The organism is Pseudomonas sp. HLMP, from assembly GCF_046365545.1.
Lineage (GTDB): Bacteria > Pseudomonadota > Gammaproteobacteria > Pseudomonadales > Pseudomonadaceae > Aquipseudomonas > Aquipseudomonas guariconensis_B.
Genome location: NZ_JBDLLR010000001.1, coordinates 2,512,147 through 2,528,288 on the forward strand (window position 1 = coordinate 2,512,147; position 16,142 = coordinate 2,528,288).

Below are 16,142 nucleotides of genomic sequence, written 5' to 3' on the forward strand. Positions count from 1 at the left end.
CCTGTAGAACGGAGAGCTGATGAGGGGTTGGCCCGGGCATGCAGGCTGCATGACCCGAACCAACGCCGTTCTACCGGATGAACTGTGCTCGTGACGCTTTGAAAACAGCTTCCAACGGACATTGGTGCCTTGAAAAGGCGGTGTGATTCTACGGCAAAAAAAGGCAGAAGGTAAGGCGGCTCGCATGACTTTAACGAGTGACCCTGGTTAGACAAAGGGCTAACATGGGGCCGTGTTCCACCGCCAAGCCGTTGTTTTTCCATGTCCAACCAGTCCATCAAGACCCCTTGCGTCGGCCTTTGCTCCACGGTGTATGGAGACTCGGTGTGCCGCGGCTGCAAGCGTTTCCACCACGAAGTGATCCACTGGAACAGCTATGACGACGAGCAGAAGCGCGCCGTCTGGCAGCGCCTGGAGCAACTGCTGGTGCAGGTGATGATGGCCAAGCTGGAAGTGTTCGACAAAGACCGCCTGCGCCAGCAACTGGAGCAGCGTTCGATCCGTTTCCTGGCGCATCAGTCGGAATATTGCTGGGCCTACCAGCTGATCGCCCGTGGCGCCCGGATGATCCGTGACCTGGACGCCTACGGCATGGCCTTGCTGCCGGAATTTCGCGATTGGGAGCTGCCGCAACTGCGCGATGCGATCGACCGGGAGTTCTTCCTGTTGTCGGAGGCGCATTACCAGCGCTACATCGCACCGTCCTTCCTCAAGGGCGCATTGGGGTAGGACGCTTGGCGCAGGCTGGCAGGGGAACGGGTGGCCGAACGGCCTGTCCCTGGCCGGCACGTCGATCGTCGTGCGCCGCGCTGGCTCAATCCCCGCTGTATTCGCACCCGCTGGTGCAGGTCTCGTGGATGCGCACCTTGGACAGCTCCGGCAGCAGCGGCTTGACCTGGTCCCAGATCCACTTGGCGATCACTTCGCTGGTGGGGTTCTCAAGGCCGGGGATGTCGTTGAGGTAGTTGTGGTCCAACTGCTCGTAGATCGGCTTGAAGATCGCCTTGATCTCGGCGAAGTCGCGGATCCAGCCGGTGTGCGGGTCGAGCGGGCCGGTCAGGTGCAGGGCGACCTTGAACGAGTGGCCGTGCAGGCGGCCGCACTTGTGCCCGGTGGGGACGTTGGGCAGGCGGTGGGCCGATTCGAATGTGAACTCTTTGAAAATTTCCACTGGTGGACCTGTAATGCTGGCGGGGTAAGGGCTTGAGAGGGATTTTGGATTTCAGTCTACTGATCGATCGCCGCTGGGGTGAGAGGGGCCATCCACTGGGTGATGACCGACTGCCGCCAGGCGACTGACTTTGGTCCTATCTTAACCTGTTTTGGGAATGTGCCTTCCCTTATTCGCGTGTGGACCGTGTTGCGACCCATTCCTGTTACGCGCAACACCTCATCGAGGCGCAGCAGTCGGTCAATACCTTCTGTGTTTGTGCTCTTTTCGAGGCGATTGACCTTTCGTGAAAAGCAACTAAAATTAGTTGCATAAAAGGGGTCGAAATGTCCAAGCAAGAAAAGCTGCTCGCGAAGCTGCTGAACAAGCAAGCTGGGTTCACTTGGTCGGAACTGGTCACGCTGCTGCGCGGGCTTGGATACCGCCAGATCGAGGGCGATGGCAGCCGGGTGAAGTTCGATAACGGTAGCCCGCAGGCGATGATCAACCTGCACAAGCCGCACCCCGGCAATGAGCTGAAGGCCTACGTTAAACGCCAGGTGATAGAGCACTTGAAAGCAGGAGGATTGATCTGATGAGCACCATGTTGCAGCACCGAGGCTACTACGGCTCGATTGAGGCCAGCCCTGAAGACGATTGCCTGTTCGGCAAGCTCCAGTTCATTCGCGCCCTCGTCAGCTATGAGGGCGAGACGGTTGCTGAGCTGACCAAGGCGTTTCGCGATGCAGTGGACGACTACCTGGATACCTGTGCGTCGCTCGGGCAGGAGCCGGAGACTCCGTGCAAGGGGTCGTTCAATGTGAGGGTCGGGCATGACCTGCACCTGGCGGCCAGTGTGGCAGCTAGCCGGCAAAACATTTCTTTGAATGACCTCACCCGCAAAGCGCTTAGCGAGTACCTGGGGCATCACGCATAGCCAGCAATAAAAAGCCCGCACTGCTATGCGGGCTAACGTAGGGGAGCGGATGAGCCTTCACTGTGCAGGGCAGGGCGTGAAAAAAGCGTGAAGTCTACCGGCATGCCCGCTACAAGGCTTGCAACCGTTCGTGCAGCCGCCCGCTGGCGATCAGCTCGAGCAGTTCGTCGCCCAGCCGCTGGCTTTCGGCGATGGCCTTGTGCCAGTAGCGCTTGCGCGCCTGCGCATCGCCCATGAAACGCTTGAAGTCGTTGCGGTCTGGCAGCTTGCCGTAGGGCAGGGCGGCCAGGTACTGCGGCGAGGGCGTGACCAGCAGCACGTTCTGCAGGCGCGTGGCATCGCCCCGGCGCCAGGGCAGGGCCTTGTCGAACCAGCCGGGCACCACCTTGTCGGTGAAGTGCGGATAGAGCACCAGGTCGTCGCCGCGATAGGGCAGGTCCAGGTGGTAGTCCAGCAGGCCGCCGTCGCGGTAGGTGCCCGCGCCTGCGCCCGGGATGTCGCGCACGCCTTGCATGACCATGGGGATCGACCCCGAGGCGAGCAAGGCGTGGCGCAGGTTGGCCAGATCCAGGGGCAGGCAGCGCGAAGGGAAGTCGGTCAGTTCGTCCAGCGGCGGTGCCGCGCGGCCATCGTGCAGGATCACCCGCTCGAAGTGCCGGGCCAGCCGTGGCCGGCCCAGCAGGTTGCTGGCGATCACCGACGACAGGCCCATGCCCAGGCGCCCCCGATGATCGTCGGCGAGCAGGCCGTGGCTTTTGACCACCATGATGTTCAGGCGGTAATGCGCGTTGCCCAGGATCTGCCCGTCGCGGCCTTGCAGCAGGTCGTCGAGCATGCGCTGGCAGCTCTGGCTGACCTCGGCCGGGGTCACGCCCTTGGCGAAGTCCTGCTCGGTGTACAGCTCGCCCAGGTGGCGCAGGCCCGCGACCGGGTCGTCCAGGCAGGCGCTGGCGAAGCGCCAGGCGCCGATCGACGCGCCGATCAGGGCGCGTTGGCGTGGTGCCGAGGGCAGCCATTCGCCGAACAGAGCCAGGTCCAGGCCCTGGATGCCCAGCGGCTTGGGGCCACCGGCCGCGCCTGGCAGCACACCCACGTCGATGGCCCGCAGGCCGCGTTCGCGGATCTGCCGCAGGGCACGATGGCCGGCCTTGAAGGTCAGGGCAGGGTATTTGACGTGGATGGCGCTCATGGTGGATCTCGCGGGCAACAAGCGGGTCATTATAGGGTGTTCGGGGGCGCGAAGCGGCCCCCAGGCTGCGCTATCATGACGCCGCCTGCCTTCAGGTTGAATTAAGGACCCCCGGTTAGTCTTAACCCCGTAGACAACTTGTACATCTCGATGGAGAGAACCCATGAAGACTTTGACTGCCCTGTTCGCCGCCGCCGCCCTTGCCCTGGGTGCCAACGCCGCTTTCGCCAAGGATGTCCAGCCCGATGAAGTGGTCAAGCTGGTCAACGCCAAGACCATCAAGTCCCTGGACGAGCTGAAGGCCGCCGCCGTGGCCAAGCACCCGGGCGCCACCGTCACCGATTCGGAGCTGGAAAACGAATACGGCCGCTACATCTACAAGGTCGAGCTGCGCGACACCCAGAACGTCGAATGGGACGTGGACCTGGACGCCAAGACCGGTGAAGTGCTCAAGGACGAACGGGACAACTGATGATTGACCTCCCGCGAACGGCGCGCTACCTGGCACTTGCGCTGATGGCCGCCTGTTCGCTGGCGGGTGCCCGTGATCTCGACCAGGACGAAGCCCTCGAACTGCGCCAGAAGGGCATCATCCTGCCGTTGGAACAACTGCTCGAATCGGCCCTGGGGCGCTACCCCGGGGCCCGCCTGCTGGAGGCGGAGCTGGAAGAAAAGCACGGCCGCTACGAGTACGAGGTCGAGCTGCTGACCCCGGCCGGCGTGGTCCGCGAGATCAAGCTCGACGCCCGCAACGGCGCGCTGCTCAAAGACGAGGAAGACGACTGAATGCGCCTGCTGCTTGTCGAGGACAACGTTCCCCTGGCCGACGAACTGATCGCCGGCCTGCAACGCCAGGGCTATGCCGTGGACTGGCTGGCCGATGGCCGCGATGCGGTATACCAGGGCCAGAGCGAACCGTACGACCTGATCATCCTTGACCTGGGCCTGCCGGGCTTGCCGGGGTTGGAGGTGCTGAGCCAGTGGCGGGCGGGTGGTCTCGGCGTGCCGGTGTTGATCCTCACCGCCCGCGGCTCCTGGGCCGAGCGCATCGAAGGGTTGAAGGCCGGTGCCGACGACTACTTGAGCAAACCCTTCCATCCCGAAGAGCTGCAACTGCGCATCCAGGCGCTGTTGCGCCGCGCCCGCGGGCTGGCCAACCAGCCGACGCTGGAGGCTGCCGGCCTGCACCTGGACGAAAGCCGCCAGTGCGTGACCCGCGAAGGCGTCGACATCCAGCTGACCGCTGCCGAGTTCCGCCTGCTGCGCTATTTCATGCTGCATCCACGGCAGGTGCTGTCCAAGAGCCACCTGGCCGAGCACCTCTACGATGGCGAGACCGAGCGCGACTCCAATGTCCTCGAAGTGCATGTCAACCACCTGCGGCGCAAGCTCGGGCGCAGTGTGATCGAGACCCGGCGCGGCCAGGGTTACGTCTATGCCGGGAGCGCCGGGTGAAGTCGATCCAGGCGCGCCTGAGCCTTGGCCTGGTCGCGGTGCTGGTGGTGGTCGGGCTGGCCCTGGCCCAACTGAGCCTGTGGCTGTTCGAAGTCGGCCTGCAACGCTACCTGGAGGCCGGCCTGCGCAAGGAAAGCGAGAACCTGCTGGTGGCGCTGGTGCGTGGTCCTTCCGGCTTGCAGCTGGACGAGCGGCGCATCTCCGCCGCGTACCAGCGGCCGTTCTCCGGCTACTACTTCCGTATCGATTTCGACCAGGGCACCTGGCGTTCGCGTTCGCTGTGGGACCTGGACATGCCCAGGCCGGCAGCGCCAGGCCTGGAGGACAGCCATGAGCTGGGACCGGAGGGCCAGCAACTGCTGGCGTTTCGCGCCGACTACCGACGGCTGGGCCAGGACATTTCCATCAGCGTCGCCCAGGACTATTCGCCGGTGCGCGACGGTTTCCGGCGCATGCAGCAGATTGGCCTGGGCCTGGGCCTGGTGGCGCTGGTGCTGGTGCTGGTGCTGCAGCGCATCACCGTGACCCGTTCGCTGCGCCCGCTGGAACGGGCACGCCAGCAGATCGCCCAGTTGCAGCAGGGGCAGCGCTCGCAGCTGGATGCCGAGGTGCCCAGCGAACTGCAGCCATTGGTGGACCAGATCAACCACCTGCTGGCCCATACCGAGGACAGCCTGCGCCGTTCGCGCAATGCCCTGGGCAACCTCGGCCATGCGTTGAAGACGCCGTTGGCCGTGCTGCTCAGCCTGGCCGCCAGCGAACGCCTCAGGGACCTGCCCGAGGTCCGGGCGCAGATGCGCGAGCAACTGGAGCAGATCCAGCAGCGCCTGGCCCGTGAGCTCAATCGCGCGCGCCTGGCCGGCGATGCGCTGCCCGGCGCCCAGTTCGATTGCGATGCCGAGCTGCCGGGGTTGCTCGCGACGCTGGGCATGATCCATGGCGAAGGCCTGCTGCTCGAGCGCGACGTACCGCCGGGATTGCTCCTGCCCTGGGATCGTGAAGACTTGTTGGAGCTGCTCGGCAACCTGCTGGACAACGCCTGCAAGTGGGCCGACAGCGAAGTGCGCCTGGGCATCGCACCGACCACCGAAGGTTTCCAACTGTGGGTCGATGACGACGGCCCTGGCATCCCCGAGGCGCAGCGCCTGCAGGTGCTCGAGCGCGGTTCGCGGCTGGACGAGCAGGTCGACGGGCATGGCCTGGGGCTGGGCATCGTGCGGGATATCGTCGAAGCCTGGGGCGGCCGGCTATCGCTGCTGCAAAGCCCCCTCGGCGGGTTGCGGGTGAGCATCGACCTGCCGCGCAGGGGCCGCTGAGGCCCAGAGGCAAGCTTCAAGCCGCAAGCTTGCAGCCCCCCCCACTTCAATAAAATTGCAGTACAGACGCATTTTTTTGAATTGGCCCAGGTCCCCCGCCGCCCGGCACAATCCCTCGCGAAACTTTCCAGTTTTCATCTCCATGGACGGAGCCCATTACGCTATTGCATCCGCAATACAGGGCCCAGGCCGGTTCCGCTGGGCTTTCTTTTTAATCAGAAAAACTACGATCAAATCACTTCGATGTCTGCCTCGCGTCCCGAAAGTCGTCTGCAGCGCCTGCTTCCGGCGCCCCTGAACATCCCTCCCAGAGAATGGCTGCGCGCCGGCACCGGTGCGCTGCTGGGCCTGTTTCTCGCCGGTTGGCTATGCAGCATGGCCTATGGCCCGTCCATCGCCCTGCACCTGCTCGGCCCCCTGGCGGCCTCGGCGGTGCTGGTGTTCGCCGTGCACTCCGGGCCGCTGGCCCAGCCCTGGCCGGTGCTGGGCAGCTACGCTATCGCCTGCGCGGTGGGCCTGGCCATGCGCCAGGGCTTCGGCGCCGAACTGTGGGTGGCCGGCGCCGCGCTGGGGCTGTCGATCCTGGTGATGTGCCTGCTGCGCTGCCTGCACCCGCCGGGCGGCGGGGTGGCGGTGAGCGCGGTGCTGGCGGATTCGGGGCTGGTGGCCCTGGGCGACCACCTGCTCGAACCGGTCTTGCTCAATGCACTGATCCTGGTCACGGTGGCGGTGCTCTACAACCGCCTTACCGGCGTGCGCTACCCCAAGGGCGCCTTGCCGCGCAAGGACCTGCACCACACCCACGACCCCTTGCCGAGCGAGCGGGTCGGGGTGAGCAGCGAAGACCTCGACCTGGCCCTGGAAGAGCTGGGCGAGTTCGTCGACGTGACCCGCGACGAACTCGAACGCATCATCCTGGCCACCGAGCAGCATGCCTTGCAGCGTAGCCTGGGCGGCATCACCGCCGCCTCGGTGATGTCCCGCGACGTGCAGTTCGCCTCGCCTGCGACGACCCTCGAGCAAGCCTGGGCAATGCTCTCCAGCCACCACCTCAAGACCCTGCCGGTGCTGGAAGGTGGCCGCCTGGTGGGTATCGTCAGCCTCAGCGACCTGGTCGGCCCGGCCATGGCCCGTGCGCGCTTCAGTTGGCGCGGCCTGTTCCGCCGCCAGGTGGTGCGCATGGAGCAGGTGATGAGCCGCCGGGTGATCAGCGTCAGCAGCCGGCATCCGCTGGATCGCCTGCTGCCGCTGCTCAGCGAGCAGGGCCTGCACTGCCTGCCGGTGCTCGACGGTGACACCTTGGTCGGCGTGATCACCCAGACCGACCTGATCGCCGGCCTCAAGCGGCACCTGCTCAATGCCGCCGCACAGCGCTCAGATAACCGGGTCCCAGCGCTGTGACCAATCGCTGTCGCCGGCTGCCACCAGCCGGCGCAGTACGCTGAAGGCCTGCTGCAGTGCCTCGCTGTCACGCTTGCGGGCGTAGACCAGGAAGGTCGGGTAGGTGAACTCCGGGGCCTGCGGCACCCGCTCGAATATGCCCCGCTCCAGGTAGGCCTGGACCACCCGCGTGCGGAAATAGCCGCTGCCGCCCTGGTCGAGGATGAACTGCAAGGCCAACGGCCCGAGGTTGAAACTCAGCGCCGGGCGTGCGCAGTCGGGCAGGGCGGCATCGTGCTGGCGGCGGAACGCCTCGCCCCAGTCGATGTAGATGTACGGCTCGGGTCGGTCGACCCGGCGCACGCGGATCAGCTTTTCTTCCATCAACTGCTCCACCTGCAGCCCCGGGCCGTAGGTCGGCTGGTACACCAGCGCGGCGTCGAGCAGGCCCATCTCCACCTTGCGCAGCAGCGACTCGCCATCGCTCACTTCGCTGCGGATGGCATGGCTGGGCAGTTCGTGGTGCAGCGCGCTGACCCAGTCGAGCATCATCGGGTTGCCCAGGCTCACCTCGCCACCCACGTGCAACACCTGCTGGCAGCCTTGGGGCAGTGGCAGGTCGCGGCGTGCGGCTTCCCAGGTCTGCACCAGTTGGTTGGCGTAGGTGACGAACGCCTCGCCGTCGCTGGTCAGGCTGGCACCGTTGCGGCTGCGCACGAACAACTGGCAGCCGAGCTGTTGCTCCAGGCGCTGGACCCGTGCGGTGATGGCCGTCTGTGACACGAACAGGCGTTCGGCGGCGGCGACCAGGCTGCCGCAACGCACGATTTCCAGAAAGGTACGGGCCTGATCGATATCCATTGAAGCGGCTCTGTGGCTGACGGGGAGCCCTATTCTAGGCCTTTGCACCGTAATGGGGCGACTGCCTCGTGCAATCTTGCATATCGGTTGCGACTTAAGTCCGATGGCGAGCGTAGGGTGCCGGTCCATACTCAGGGTTCGCCCTTCAATAACAACAAGTACCGGGTTGCAAATCGACATGAGCTACCAGCACAGCTACGCCCGTTCCATCGCCGACCCCGCCGCCTTCTGGGCCGAGCAGGCCGACCGCCTGGCCTGGCACCGCAAACCCTCGCTGACCCTGCAGGACAACCCCGACGGCACCCATCGCTGGTTCGCCGATGGCCGCCTGAACAGTTGCTACCTGGCCCTTGACCACCAGATCGAGCAGGGCCGGGGCGAGCAGCTCGCACTGATCTACGACTCGCCCGTGACCGGCGTGCAGCAAACCTTCACCTACCAGCAACTGCACGACGAGGTGGCACGCCTGGCCGGCCTGCTGCGCCAGTTGGGCGTGGGCAAGGGCGACGGGGTGATCATCTACATGCCCATGGTGCCCCAGGCGGCCATGGCCATGCTCGCCTGCGCACGGATCGGCGCGGTGCATTCGGTGGTGTTCGGAGGCTTCGCCGCCAACGAACTGGCCCTGCGTATCGACGATGCCCGGCCGAGCCTGCTGCTGACGGCCTCCTGCGGCCTGGAGTTCGACCGGGTGATCGAGTACAAGCCGCTGGTCGACCGCGCCTTGCAACTGGCTCGCCATCAGCCGCGCCATGTGCTGGTGCTGCAGCGGCCCCAGGCGCGTGCCACGCTGCAACCGGGCCGTGACCTGGACTGGTACGAGGCGCTGGCCAGCGCCGAGCCGGTGGCACCGGTGGAGCTGGAGGCCGGTGACCCGCTGTACATCATGTACACCTCCGGGACCACCGGAAAGCCCAAGGGCATCGTGCGCGAGAACGGCGGCAACGCGGTCGCCCTGTGCTATGCCATGCGGCATATCTACGGCATGCAGGCCGGGGACGTGTGGTGGGGGATCTCCGACGTGGGCTGGGTGGTCGGCCATTCGCTGATCGTCTATGGCCCCTTGATGTGCGGTTGCACCACGGTGTTCTACGAAGGCAAGCCGATCCGCACCCCGGATGCCTCGGCCTACTGGCGGGTGGTGGAGCAGTACAAGGTCAATGGCCTGTTCTGCGCGCCCACCGCCATGCGTGCGATCCGCAAGGAAGACCCGGACGGCGAACTGATCCGCCGCCATGATCTGGCCTCGCTGCGCCAGTTGTTCCTGGCCGGGGAGAAGCTCGACTCCAGCACCCACGAATGGCTGGAGCGGGTCAGCGGCAAGCCGGTGCACGACCACTGGTGGCAGACCGAGACCGGTTGGCCGGTCACCGCGCCCTGCGTGGGCCTGCAAGGCAGCGCGGCGCGACCGGGCTCGAGCAACCGTGCGGTGCCGGGTTACCACGTCCAGGTGCTGGACGATGACGGCCGGCCCCTGGGGCCGAACCAGCAGGGCGCCATCGTCATCGCCCTGCCATTGCCGCCCGGTTGCAGCCAGACCCTCTGGGGTGACCACGAGCGTTACTTGCAGGCCTACCTGCGCACGTACCCGGGTTACTACCACACGGGCGATGGCGGCTACCTGGACGACGAAGGTTTCGTCTACATCATGGGGCGCACCGACGACGTGATAAACGTCTCCGGCCATCGCCTGTCCACGGGCGAGATGGAAGACCTGGTGGCACGGCATCCGGCAGTGGCCGAGTGCGCGGTGATCGGTGTGCACGACGAGATCAAGGGGCAGGTGCCGCTGGCGCTGGTGGTGCTCAAGGACGGCGAGGGCATCGCCGAGCAGCAGTTGCAGGCAGAACTGGTGGCCAGCGTGCGTGAGCAGATCGGTGCCCTGGCGTGTTTCAGTCGGGTGCGCCTGGTCAAGCGGCTGCCCAAGACCCGTTCCGGGAAGATCCTGCGGGCGGTGCTGCGCAAGATCGCCGACGGGCAGGACTACGTGCCGCCCTCGACCCTGGATGATCCGGCGGTGCTGGGGGAAATCGAGGGAGTACTGGCGGACCTGCCCAGGGCTGGCTGATCGGTCAGGGCTTTCAACATTCGGGGGCTGCAAAGCAGCCCCAGCATTCACCCCGGCCCAACCTGATGCAACTGCCCCAGCCGGCTGCGTGTGCGCATCAGGTCGGCGATCGCCCCGCCCAGGCTGTGCGCCAAGGCCCGTCGCCCGATCACGGTCACTGCCTTGTCCTGGTCGTAGAGCACATCCACCAGGTTGACGAACCGCTGCTGCGCCGCCAGCGAACACTCGGCCAGGTCGTCCAGCCCCTCGATGATCCAGCGGTCATAACGGTTGGCGAGCTCCAGGTAGTCGATCACCGCCGTGGGTCGTTCGCACAGGTCGTCGAAGGTGAACATCACCTGCCGTCCCTCGCTGTACAACGCACGCAGGCTGCGCTTGTTCACCTCCAGCATGACCGGCTGCGCGGCCGGCACCGCCAGTGCCTGGCGCTGTTCGGTATCGCCCGGCCAGAGGTAATGCCCACGGGTGAAGCGCTGGTACGCGCGGTTGGTCGGCAGGCTGCGAAAGTCCGTGTCGCCCGCCACCTCCAGCACCTGCATGCGCTGGTTGATCAGGCGGATCACCGGCAGGAACCGCTCGTGGTACAGCGGGTTGGGCAGCAACCCCTCGGGCGCGTAGTTGGATGTCACCAGCAGGAACACCCCGCGGTCGAACAGGGCATTGAACAGCCGGGTGAGCAACATGGCATCGCCGATGTCATGCACGTGGAATTCGTCGAAGCACAGCACCCGGCAGTCCTCCAGCAGCTCGGTGAGGGTCGTGCCCAGGGCGTCGTCCAGCGCCCGGTGGCGGTGCATGCCCTGGTGCAGGCGGGCGAAGAAGTCATGGAAATGCAGGCGGCGCTTGGCCTGCACGGGCACGGCCTGGAAGAACCCATCGAGCAGCCAGCTCTTGCCGCGCCCGACCGAACCATGCAGGTAGAGGCTGCGGGCCTGGCCATGTTCCAGCACCGCCAACTGCCGGGCCATGCACTGGATCACCTGGCGCTGCCCGTCGCTGAGCGTGTAGCCGCAGCTGACGGCCTTGTCCTGGAACAACGCCAGCAGTGCGTTGCCGGCGGGCGATGCCTTGTCGAGGCGCCGGCGCAGGTGACGTAGTGGTGTGGGAATCCAGGCGGGCAAGACGAAGGCTCCTCGGGGCGGATGGCAGGGTAGGGGGCAGCTTGCGCGAGCCGGGGCATTTTGATCAATCGAGAATGTGCCGGGCAATCATCGTGAAAGGCGATCGGTCCCTTCGCCCTGGCTACACTGGAAGGCTGGAACATTCCACCCGCATCGGGAGGCCTGTATGAGCGATCCCTACCACCTGGCCCGCTTCGTCGAAGCCCAGGACCCGGTGATCGACCGGGTGCTGCAGGAACTGCAGGCCGGTCGCAAGGCCAGCCACTGGATGTGGTTCGTCTTCCCCCAACTCGATGGCCTCGGCCGCAGCGCCATGGCCGAGCGCTACGCCCTCTCAGGTGTCGACGAGGCCCGTGCCTACCTGCGCCATCCCGTGCTGGGGCCGCGCCTGGAGGCCTGCGTCAATGCGCTGATGCAGCACTGCGACAAGAGCGCCCGGCAGATCCTCGGCAGCCCCGATGATCTCAAGCTGCGCTCGTGCTTGACCCTGTTCGCCCAGGTCGACCCAAGTAACCCGCTGTTCCAGTTGGCCCTGGTGCAGTTCTACCAGGGCGAGCCCGACGCGCTCACGCTCGGGCTGCTCGGCCAGTGACGGCGGTCAGGCCTTGCGTTCGAGCTGGCGCTCGATCATGTACTTCACCGCCAGGCGTCGTTCCTTGAGACGATGCAGGTCATCGTCGGTGACATTGCCCGCCGAGATCGACTCGGCCGCCAGAACCTGGTTGTCGATGTCCACGTATTCGTCCAGCAGGCGGTCCAGCTCCTTGTCCTGCTGGCGGCGCTGCTGGACGATCTCGCGAGGGTAGTGCAGGTCTTGGTAGAGGTCATGGGAAACTGGCATGGGGCCCTCCTTGTGATGCGCAGGCATTGCTTACCTGATTGGAATGGGCGATCGGGCTGGTGTTGAAGCGAGGCGGGGAAAAAACGACGGGCGGTCATGCCGTTGTCTTAGGAACGGGGGGCTTCTGGCGCAGGTAACCTTACATACCTGCAGCACGGACACTAAGTTTCTGTTTTCAGGCAATTTTTTTCACGCTGGGGGTTCCCAGCCGAAAAGAATGTTGCTAAAGTGCCGCGCATTCCAGCACAGCGCCCCCGCGGCGTTGTCAGCGAACAGTCTGAACGACGGTGCCCAGGCACTGCTCGCATCCGATACAGGGGCGTCGCCAAGCGGTAAGGCAGCAGGTTTTGATCCTGCCATGCGTTGGTTCGAATCCAGCCGCCCCTGCCATTTTTTCTTTTCTATTTATCTTCCCAGGCCGCGATCGAAGGCCAGCATCCACGTCATCGCTTGCCGTTCAGGGCTCACGAATCCTGTGTGCCGCAAGAGTCCTTGTGGACGCTTCAGTATAGGGCTGGCGCCATGCCCATTGGGGCTGCAAGGCAGCCCCAATGCCCCTCAGCGCAGGTCCCCGACCATCTTCGCCAAGGTTTCCAATACCGCCCCAGCCAACGCCTTCGAGCGCTCCCCCGACCAGCCGGTCATGGCGTTGGGCGCATCGTCATGGTCCTTGAACGGCATCTCCAGGGTCAGCGACAGGCAGTCGTACGCCTGCCCCACGGCATTGCAGGCCAGGGTCATGTTGGCCTGGCCCGGTTCGTCGCGGGGGTAGCCATGGGTGGTCTGGAAGTCTGGCGTGACGCTGCACAGCATCGTGCGAAACTGCTGCTCCAGTTGCGCCAGGCGCGGCGTATAGCCCGGGTTGCCTTCGCAGGCCGCCGTGAACACATGGGGGATTTCCTCATCCCCATGCACGTCGATGAACGCATCCACCCCATACTGCTTCATCTGTGCCTGGGCGAAGAACACCTCCGGGCTCGAGTCGACACTGGCGTCCTGCCAGGCGCGGTTGAGGTCCTTGCCCTTGAAGTTGGTGCGCAGGTGGCCGAGGAAGGCGCCGTCGGGGTTCATGTTGGGGATCAGGTACAGGTCGGCCTTGGCCAGCAGGTGCCGGACGGGCGCCTCGTTGGCCTGCAGGCAATCGATCACGCCTTCCATGAACCACTCGGCCATGTGCTCGCCCGGGTGCTGCTGGGCGATCAGCCACAGCTTGCGTTTGCCCGCCGCACCGTCGCCGGCGCGCAGCAGGGGAATGTCGCGGCCCTGCACGCTGCGCCCACTGGCCAGCAGTTCGACGCCGGGGATCTGCCGGGCGCGCTCGATCAACTGGTTGTGGCGGGCGCGAGGGTAGGGCTCGAAGTAGGCGAACCAGATCTGCTCCTGCTCGGCCTTCACTTCGAAGGCCAGCGCCTTGCCATCGAACTGGCTGGGTACGCGGAACCAGGTCTGCTGGTCGTAGGAGGCCACGGCGTTGTAGCCGCTCCAGGCGTTCTTGTAGGAAGACTCGGAAGCGTTGTCCAGGCTGAAGCGATGGACCTGCCCCCGCGTGAGGCCGCTGACCTTGAAGTGGAACCACTGGAAGTGGCCGCTGTGGGTGTCGGGGCGGATGGCCAGGTGGACCTGGGCCGGGTTGCTGGCATCCAGCACCTGGATGTTGCCGGAATCGAAATCGCAGTCGATGTGCAGCGGGGACAGCGTCACGGTCATTGCCTGGCTCCTGTGGCTTTGTTGTGAGGGTACTGTACACCGCTGGGTGGGTCGCTGCGTTGCGAATGACGCCTCTGGTTATGCTGTTGGATTTCTGGGGCGCGAAGCGGCCCCAATCGAGTTGACTGTCAGCGCTGGAGGTGAGGGCTCAGGCCAAGTACCCGAACATCAGGAGGGCCGCAATCCCCAACCCGATCGCAATCGAGCAGCCGCCCAACGAAAGCGCCGCACGCCCTTGCTGGTACCAGCCGTCATGCCCCAACTGCCGTGCTGGGGCCAGCAGGCTGCGCCAGCGCAGCTCGGTCTCGTGGAAGGCTTCCCGGTGTGCGGGGTCGGCATCCAGCCAGCGGCGGAAGTCGATGCGTTCGCTGGCAGTGACCTGCGGGTTTTGTAGGCGCACATACCAATGCCCGGCCACGCAGGCCAGGGCATCGCCAGGCGCATGGGTGGTTTGCAGCGCCTGGTTCATGTGGCGTTCGATGGCCGGCAGGGGCAGGTCGAGGCGTTCGGCGATAGCGGCGAAATCCAGCTGGTCGAGGCGGTTGAGCAGGAACACCTGCTGCACTCGACGCGGCAGGCGCTTCAGGCCGTGGAGCAGGGCATCCTCGGAAGACGCCTGGTCGGCATCGGTGGCATGACCGAGGGGCAGCAGCAGACGGGTCATGGACGGCTCCTTGCGCGAAAGGGGTGGGGGAGGGGGCATCTTCCCTGATGCGCAAACAGCTTAATCTTAACGAGATTGATTCTCAAGTGCTGATTGTGAAAAACGTTGTAACACCCGTTCACGAAATGACACACCTTTGCTATCATCGCGGCCATTCAAACGGTACCCGGTCTTCATTAGCCTGAAGAGCCCCAAAAAAAATGACCCGGCAAAAAGCCGGGTCAAAAACCGTGATTAGCCTGATGAGGAGATAATCTGAGAGCGACCTAAGCTCCAGGTTATCCAGCGGATCTCGCGATCAGCTGAGTGCAATAATAATCGTTATCATTTGTCAGTCAAATGAATTTTCAGTAATCCGGTAAAAAAGTTTTTCCGGTGCACCCCCGTCCCCGGCAATTGGGGCCTTTGCCGTTCGTCGGCCTCACTGTAAGCGAGCGCCGGATTTGGCACCGTCGAGCGCCGGATTTGGCATCGCGATGCCGTGCACCCACAGCGCTCGCTTTGGCACCTGACATCAGGCCGTGCGACGCCACATATGTACGGCCAAATACGGCGGCATGTTGTTGTGCGCCTGGCCGCCGCCAGCCGGTCCTGACGCCGGGTTTGTTGCCACTTGGCTGGTCATGTCATCACCGGAAGTGTATTCACCTGCCGGGCCGGCAGTGACGCCTTGCGGGACGGTATGGTCGTGCTCCGGCATTTCGGCAATGGTCAATACATGGCCGTACTCACCGCCGGTGCTGCCGAGGGCAAACGCCCTTTCCTCGCCTCGGGCATCAGTCCCGCTACCGGCACTAATCAGCATGCGCCCAGTCCCCAAGGCCACCCAGGTGCCGAATCCCAGCAGCGTGGCCGGGTTGGTGGCAACGCTCGCGTTCATGTAGATCGACCCCACCGGGTACACCACTGCCAACATCGCCGGGTGGTTGCCTGTGTGATATGGCGACCGGCCTCCGTCCAAAACCAGCCCATTTGGAAGAACGAGGGAGCCGTCACTGCTCTTCAGCCGGAACAGCTCTACTCCGTCGATGAAGAGCGCCAAGTCCGACCCGTCGCCTTCTGTGCCACCTACCGTAAACAGTCCAGAGTCACCGTCTGAGCCAAAGGCATACCCAACTCGACTGGTATTGCCCGAGCTGGGCGCCCCCTTTTGGACTCGAATCCCCCCGGTTGCCCTCAGAGGCCCGGTGAGCTCGCCACCAACCAGGGGAAGGAACACCTTCCCCGACTCGCTTATAAGGTGTTGAATAGCTTCGAGGACCTGGGTGGAGTCATCAGCATTCAACGTCAGACCAGCTGCCTGAACAATGCTAACCAGCTCCTCCTGAACAGCATTCAACCAGCCCGCAGTGATAGGGGTCGGAGCGACCCCGCCTGCTTGTGTCCCATGTCGATAGAGCCCAGCCAAAGTACACAGCGAGGTCCATGCGGATACACGATCCATAGCCGCTCC

At 64.7% G+C, this 16,142-nt stretch carries 19 protein-coding genes and 1 tRNA gene; 11 read left to right on the plus strand and 9 right to left on the minus strand.

Going from position 1 to position 16,142, the window contains the following annotated elements:
* The first annotated feature begins 261 nt into the window (after window positions 1-261).
* Window positions 262-729 carry a DUF1289 domain-containing protein gene (locus ABFA30_RS11750; RefSeq protein WP_253081429.1) on the plus strand — a complete coding sequence of 156 codons (468 nt, stop codon included), beginning with the start codon at window positions 262-264 and terminating at the stop codon, window positions 727-729.
* 85 nt (window positions 730-814) lie between these two features.
* Here the strand turns inward: ABFA30_RS11750 and queD are convergent, their stop codons facing one another.
* Together queD and ABFA30_RS11760 are read right to left on the minus strand one after the other, a co-directional pair.
* Window positions 815-1,171, minus strand: a complete 357-nt coding sequence (queD, locus tag ABFA30_RS11755; RefSeq protein ID WP_410045465.1) for a 6-carboxytetrahydropterin synthase QueD — start codon at window positions 1,169-1,171, stop codon at window positions 815-817.
* Between the two features lie 56 nt (window positions 1,172-1,227).
* On the minus strand, window positions 1,228-1,542 hold the full coding sequence (locus tag ABFA30_RS11760; RefSeq protein WP_410045466.1) for a helix-turn-helix transcriptional regulator: 315 nt from the start codon (window positions 1,540-1,542) through the stop codon (window positions 1,228-1,230).
* On the opposite strand from ABFA30_RS11760, the gene ABFA30_RS11765 reads away from it, so the two are divergent.
* Both ABFA30_RS11765 and ABFA30_RS11770 read left to right on the plus strand, forming a co-directional pair.
* Entirely contained in the window at window positions 1,498-1,746 is a 249-nt protein-coding gene (locus tag ABFA30_RS11765; RefSeq protein ID WP_410045467.1) for a type II toxin-antitoxin system HicA family toxin, read from the plus strand. The two genes, ABFA30_RS11760 and ABFA30_RS11765, sit on opposite strands and share 45 nt — an antisense overlap.
* Window positions 1,746-2,087, plus strand: a complete 342-nt coding sequence (locus tag ABFA30_RS11770) for a type II toxin-antitoxin system HicB family antitoxin (RefSeq protein ID WP_253081428.1) — start codon at window positions 1,746-1,748, stop codon at window positions 2,085-2,087. The genes ABFA30_RS11765 and ABFA30_RS11770 overlap by 1 nt, the downstream gene beginning before the upstream one ends.
* A 109-nt stretch (window positions 2,088-2,196) precedes the next feature.
* On the opposite strand, the gene ABFA30_RS11775 is transcribed toward ABFA30_RS11770, so the two are convergent.
* On the minus strand, window positions 2,197-3,276 hold the full coding sequence (locus tag ABFA30_RS11775) for a patatin-like phospholipase family protein (RefSeq protein ID WP_410045468.1): 1,080 nt from the start codon (window positions 3,274-3,276) through the stop codon (window positions 2,197-2,199).
* 163 nt (window positions 3,277-3,439) lie between these two features.
* Between ABFA30_RS11775 and ABFA30_RS11780 the strand changes: the two genes are divergently transcribed.
* The 5 genes from ABFA30_RS11780 to ABFA30_RS11800 all read left to right on the plus strand — a co-directional run bounded on the left by ABFA30_RS11780 (window position 3,440) and on the right by ABFA30_RS11800 (window position 7,448).
* Window positions 3,440-3,748, plus strand: a complete 309-nt coding sequence (locus ABFA30_RS11780) for a PepSY domain-containing protein (protein WP_225790189.1) — start codon at window positions 3,440-3,442, stop codon at window positions 3,746-3,748.
* Window positions 3,748-4,062, plus strand: coding sequence for a PepSY domain-containing protein (locus ABFA30_RS11785; RefSeq protein WP_225790190.1), 315 nt, complete (start codon window positions 3,748-3,750; stop codon window positions 4,060-4,062). Before ABFA30_RS11780 ends, ABFA30_RS11785 begins: the two co-directional genes overlap by 1 nt.
* Window positions 4,063-4,731 carry a response regulator transcription factor gene (locus ABFA30_RS11790; RefSeq protein WP_225790191.1) on the plus strand — a complete coding sequence of 223 codons (669 nt, stop codon included), beginning with the start codon at window positions 4,063-4,065 and terminating at the stop codon, window positions 4,729-4,731.
* Complete coding sequence (locus tag ABFA30_RS11795) at window positions 4,728-6,047, plus strand: sensor histidine kinase (protein ID WP_225790192.1); 1,320 nt, start codon at window positions 4,728-4,730, stop codon at window positions 6,045-6,047. Before ABFA30_RS11790 ends, ABFA30_RS11795 begins: the two co-directional genes overlap by 4 nt.
* 243 nt (window positions 6,048-6,290) lie before the next feature.
* A complete protein-coding gene (locus ABFA30_RS11800; protein WP_225790193.1) occupies window positions 6,291-7,448 on the plus strand; it encodes an HPP family protein in 1,158 nt (385 codons plus the stop codon).
* On the opposite strand, the gene ABFA30_RS11805 is transcribed toward ABFA30_RS11800, so the two are convergent.
* A complete protein-coding gene (locus ABFA30_RS11805; protein ID WP_225790194.1) occupies window positions 7,422-8,288 on the minus strand; it encodes a LysR family transcriptional regulator in 867 nt (288 codons plus the stop codon). The genes ABFA30_RS11800 and ABFA30_RS11805 overlap by 27 nt on opposite strands.
* A gap of 178 nt (window positions 8,289-8,466) precedes the next feature.
* On the opposite strand from ABFA30_RS11805, the gene ABFA30_RS11810 reads away from it, so the two are divergent.
* On the plus strand, window positions 8,467-10,356 hold the full coding sequence (locus ABFA30_RS11810; RefSeq protein ID WP_253091355.1) for a propionyl-CoA synthetase: 1,890 nt from the start codon (window positions 8,467-8,469) through the stop codon (window positions 10,354-10,356).
* A gap of 47 nt (window positions 10,357-10,403) precedes the next feature.
* Here the strand turns inward: ABFA30_RS11810 and zapE are convergent, their stop codons facing one another.
* On the minus strand, window positions 10,404-11,477 hold the full coding sequence (gene zapE / locus ABFA30_RS11815) for a cell division protein ZapE (RefSeq protein ID WP_225790196.1): 1,074 nt from the start codon (window positions 11,475-11,477) through the stop codon (window positions 10,404-10,406).
* A gap of 166 nt (window positions 11,478-11,643) precedes the next feature.
* Here zapE and ABFA30_RS11820 point away from each other — a divergent pair, with 166 nt between their 5' ends.
* Window positions 11,644-12,069 (plus strand): DUF1810 domain-containing protein, encoded by a 426-nt coding sequence (locus ABFA30_RS11820; protein ID WP_225790197.1) that lies wholly within the window; start codon window positions 11,644-11,646, stop codon window positions 12,067-12,069.
* A gap of 6 nt (window positions 12,070-12,075) precedes the next feature.
* On the opposite strand, the gene ABFA30_RS11825 is transcribed toward ABFA30_RS11820, so the two are convergent.
* On the minus strand, window positions 12,076-12,318 hold the full coding sequence (locus ABFA30_RS11825; protein WP_225790198.1) for a DUF465 domain-containing protein: 243 nt from the start codon (window positions 12,316-12,318) through the stop codon (window positions 12,076-12,078).
* Between the two features lie 315 nt (window positions 12,319-12,633).
* On the opposite strand from ABFA30_RS11825, the gene ABFA30_RS11830 reads away from it, so the two are divergent.
* Window positions 12,634-12,708: transfer RNA gene (locus ABFA30_RS11830), tRNA-Gln, on the plus strand.
* Between the two features lie 168 nt (window positions 12,709-12,876).
* On the opposite strand, the gene ABFA30_RS11835 is transcribed toward ABFA30_RS11830, so the two are convergent.
* The 3 genes from ABFA30_RS11835 to ABFA30_RS11845 form a co-directional block, all read right to left on the minus strand.
* Window positions 12,877-14,025, minus strand: a complete 1,149-nt coding sequence (locus tag ABFA30_RS11835) for a M14-type cytosolic carboxypeptidase (RefSeq protein WP_253168155.1) — start codon at window positions 14,023-14,025, stop codon at window positions 12,877-12,879.
* A 148-nt stretch (window positions 14,026-14,173) separates the two neighbouring features.
* A complete protein-coding gene (locus tag ABFA30_RS11840; RefSeq protein ID WP_225790200.1) occupies window positions 14,174-14,689 on the minus strand; it encodes a DUF4880 domain-containing protein in 516 nt (171 codons plus the stop codon).
* A 514-nt stretch (window positions 14,690-15,203) separates the two neighbouring features.
* The gene (locus ABFA30_RS11845; protein ID WP_368816352.1) at window positions 15,204-16,133 is read right to left on the minus strand and encodes a phage tail protein; all 930 of its coding nucleotides are present in this window, start codon (window positions 16,131-16,133) and stop codon (window positions 15,204-15,206) included.
* Window positions 16,134-16,142: the final 9 nt, after the last annotated feature.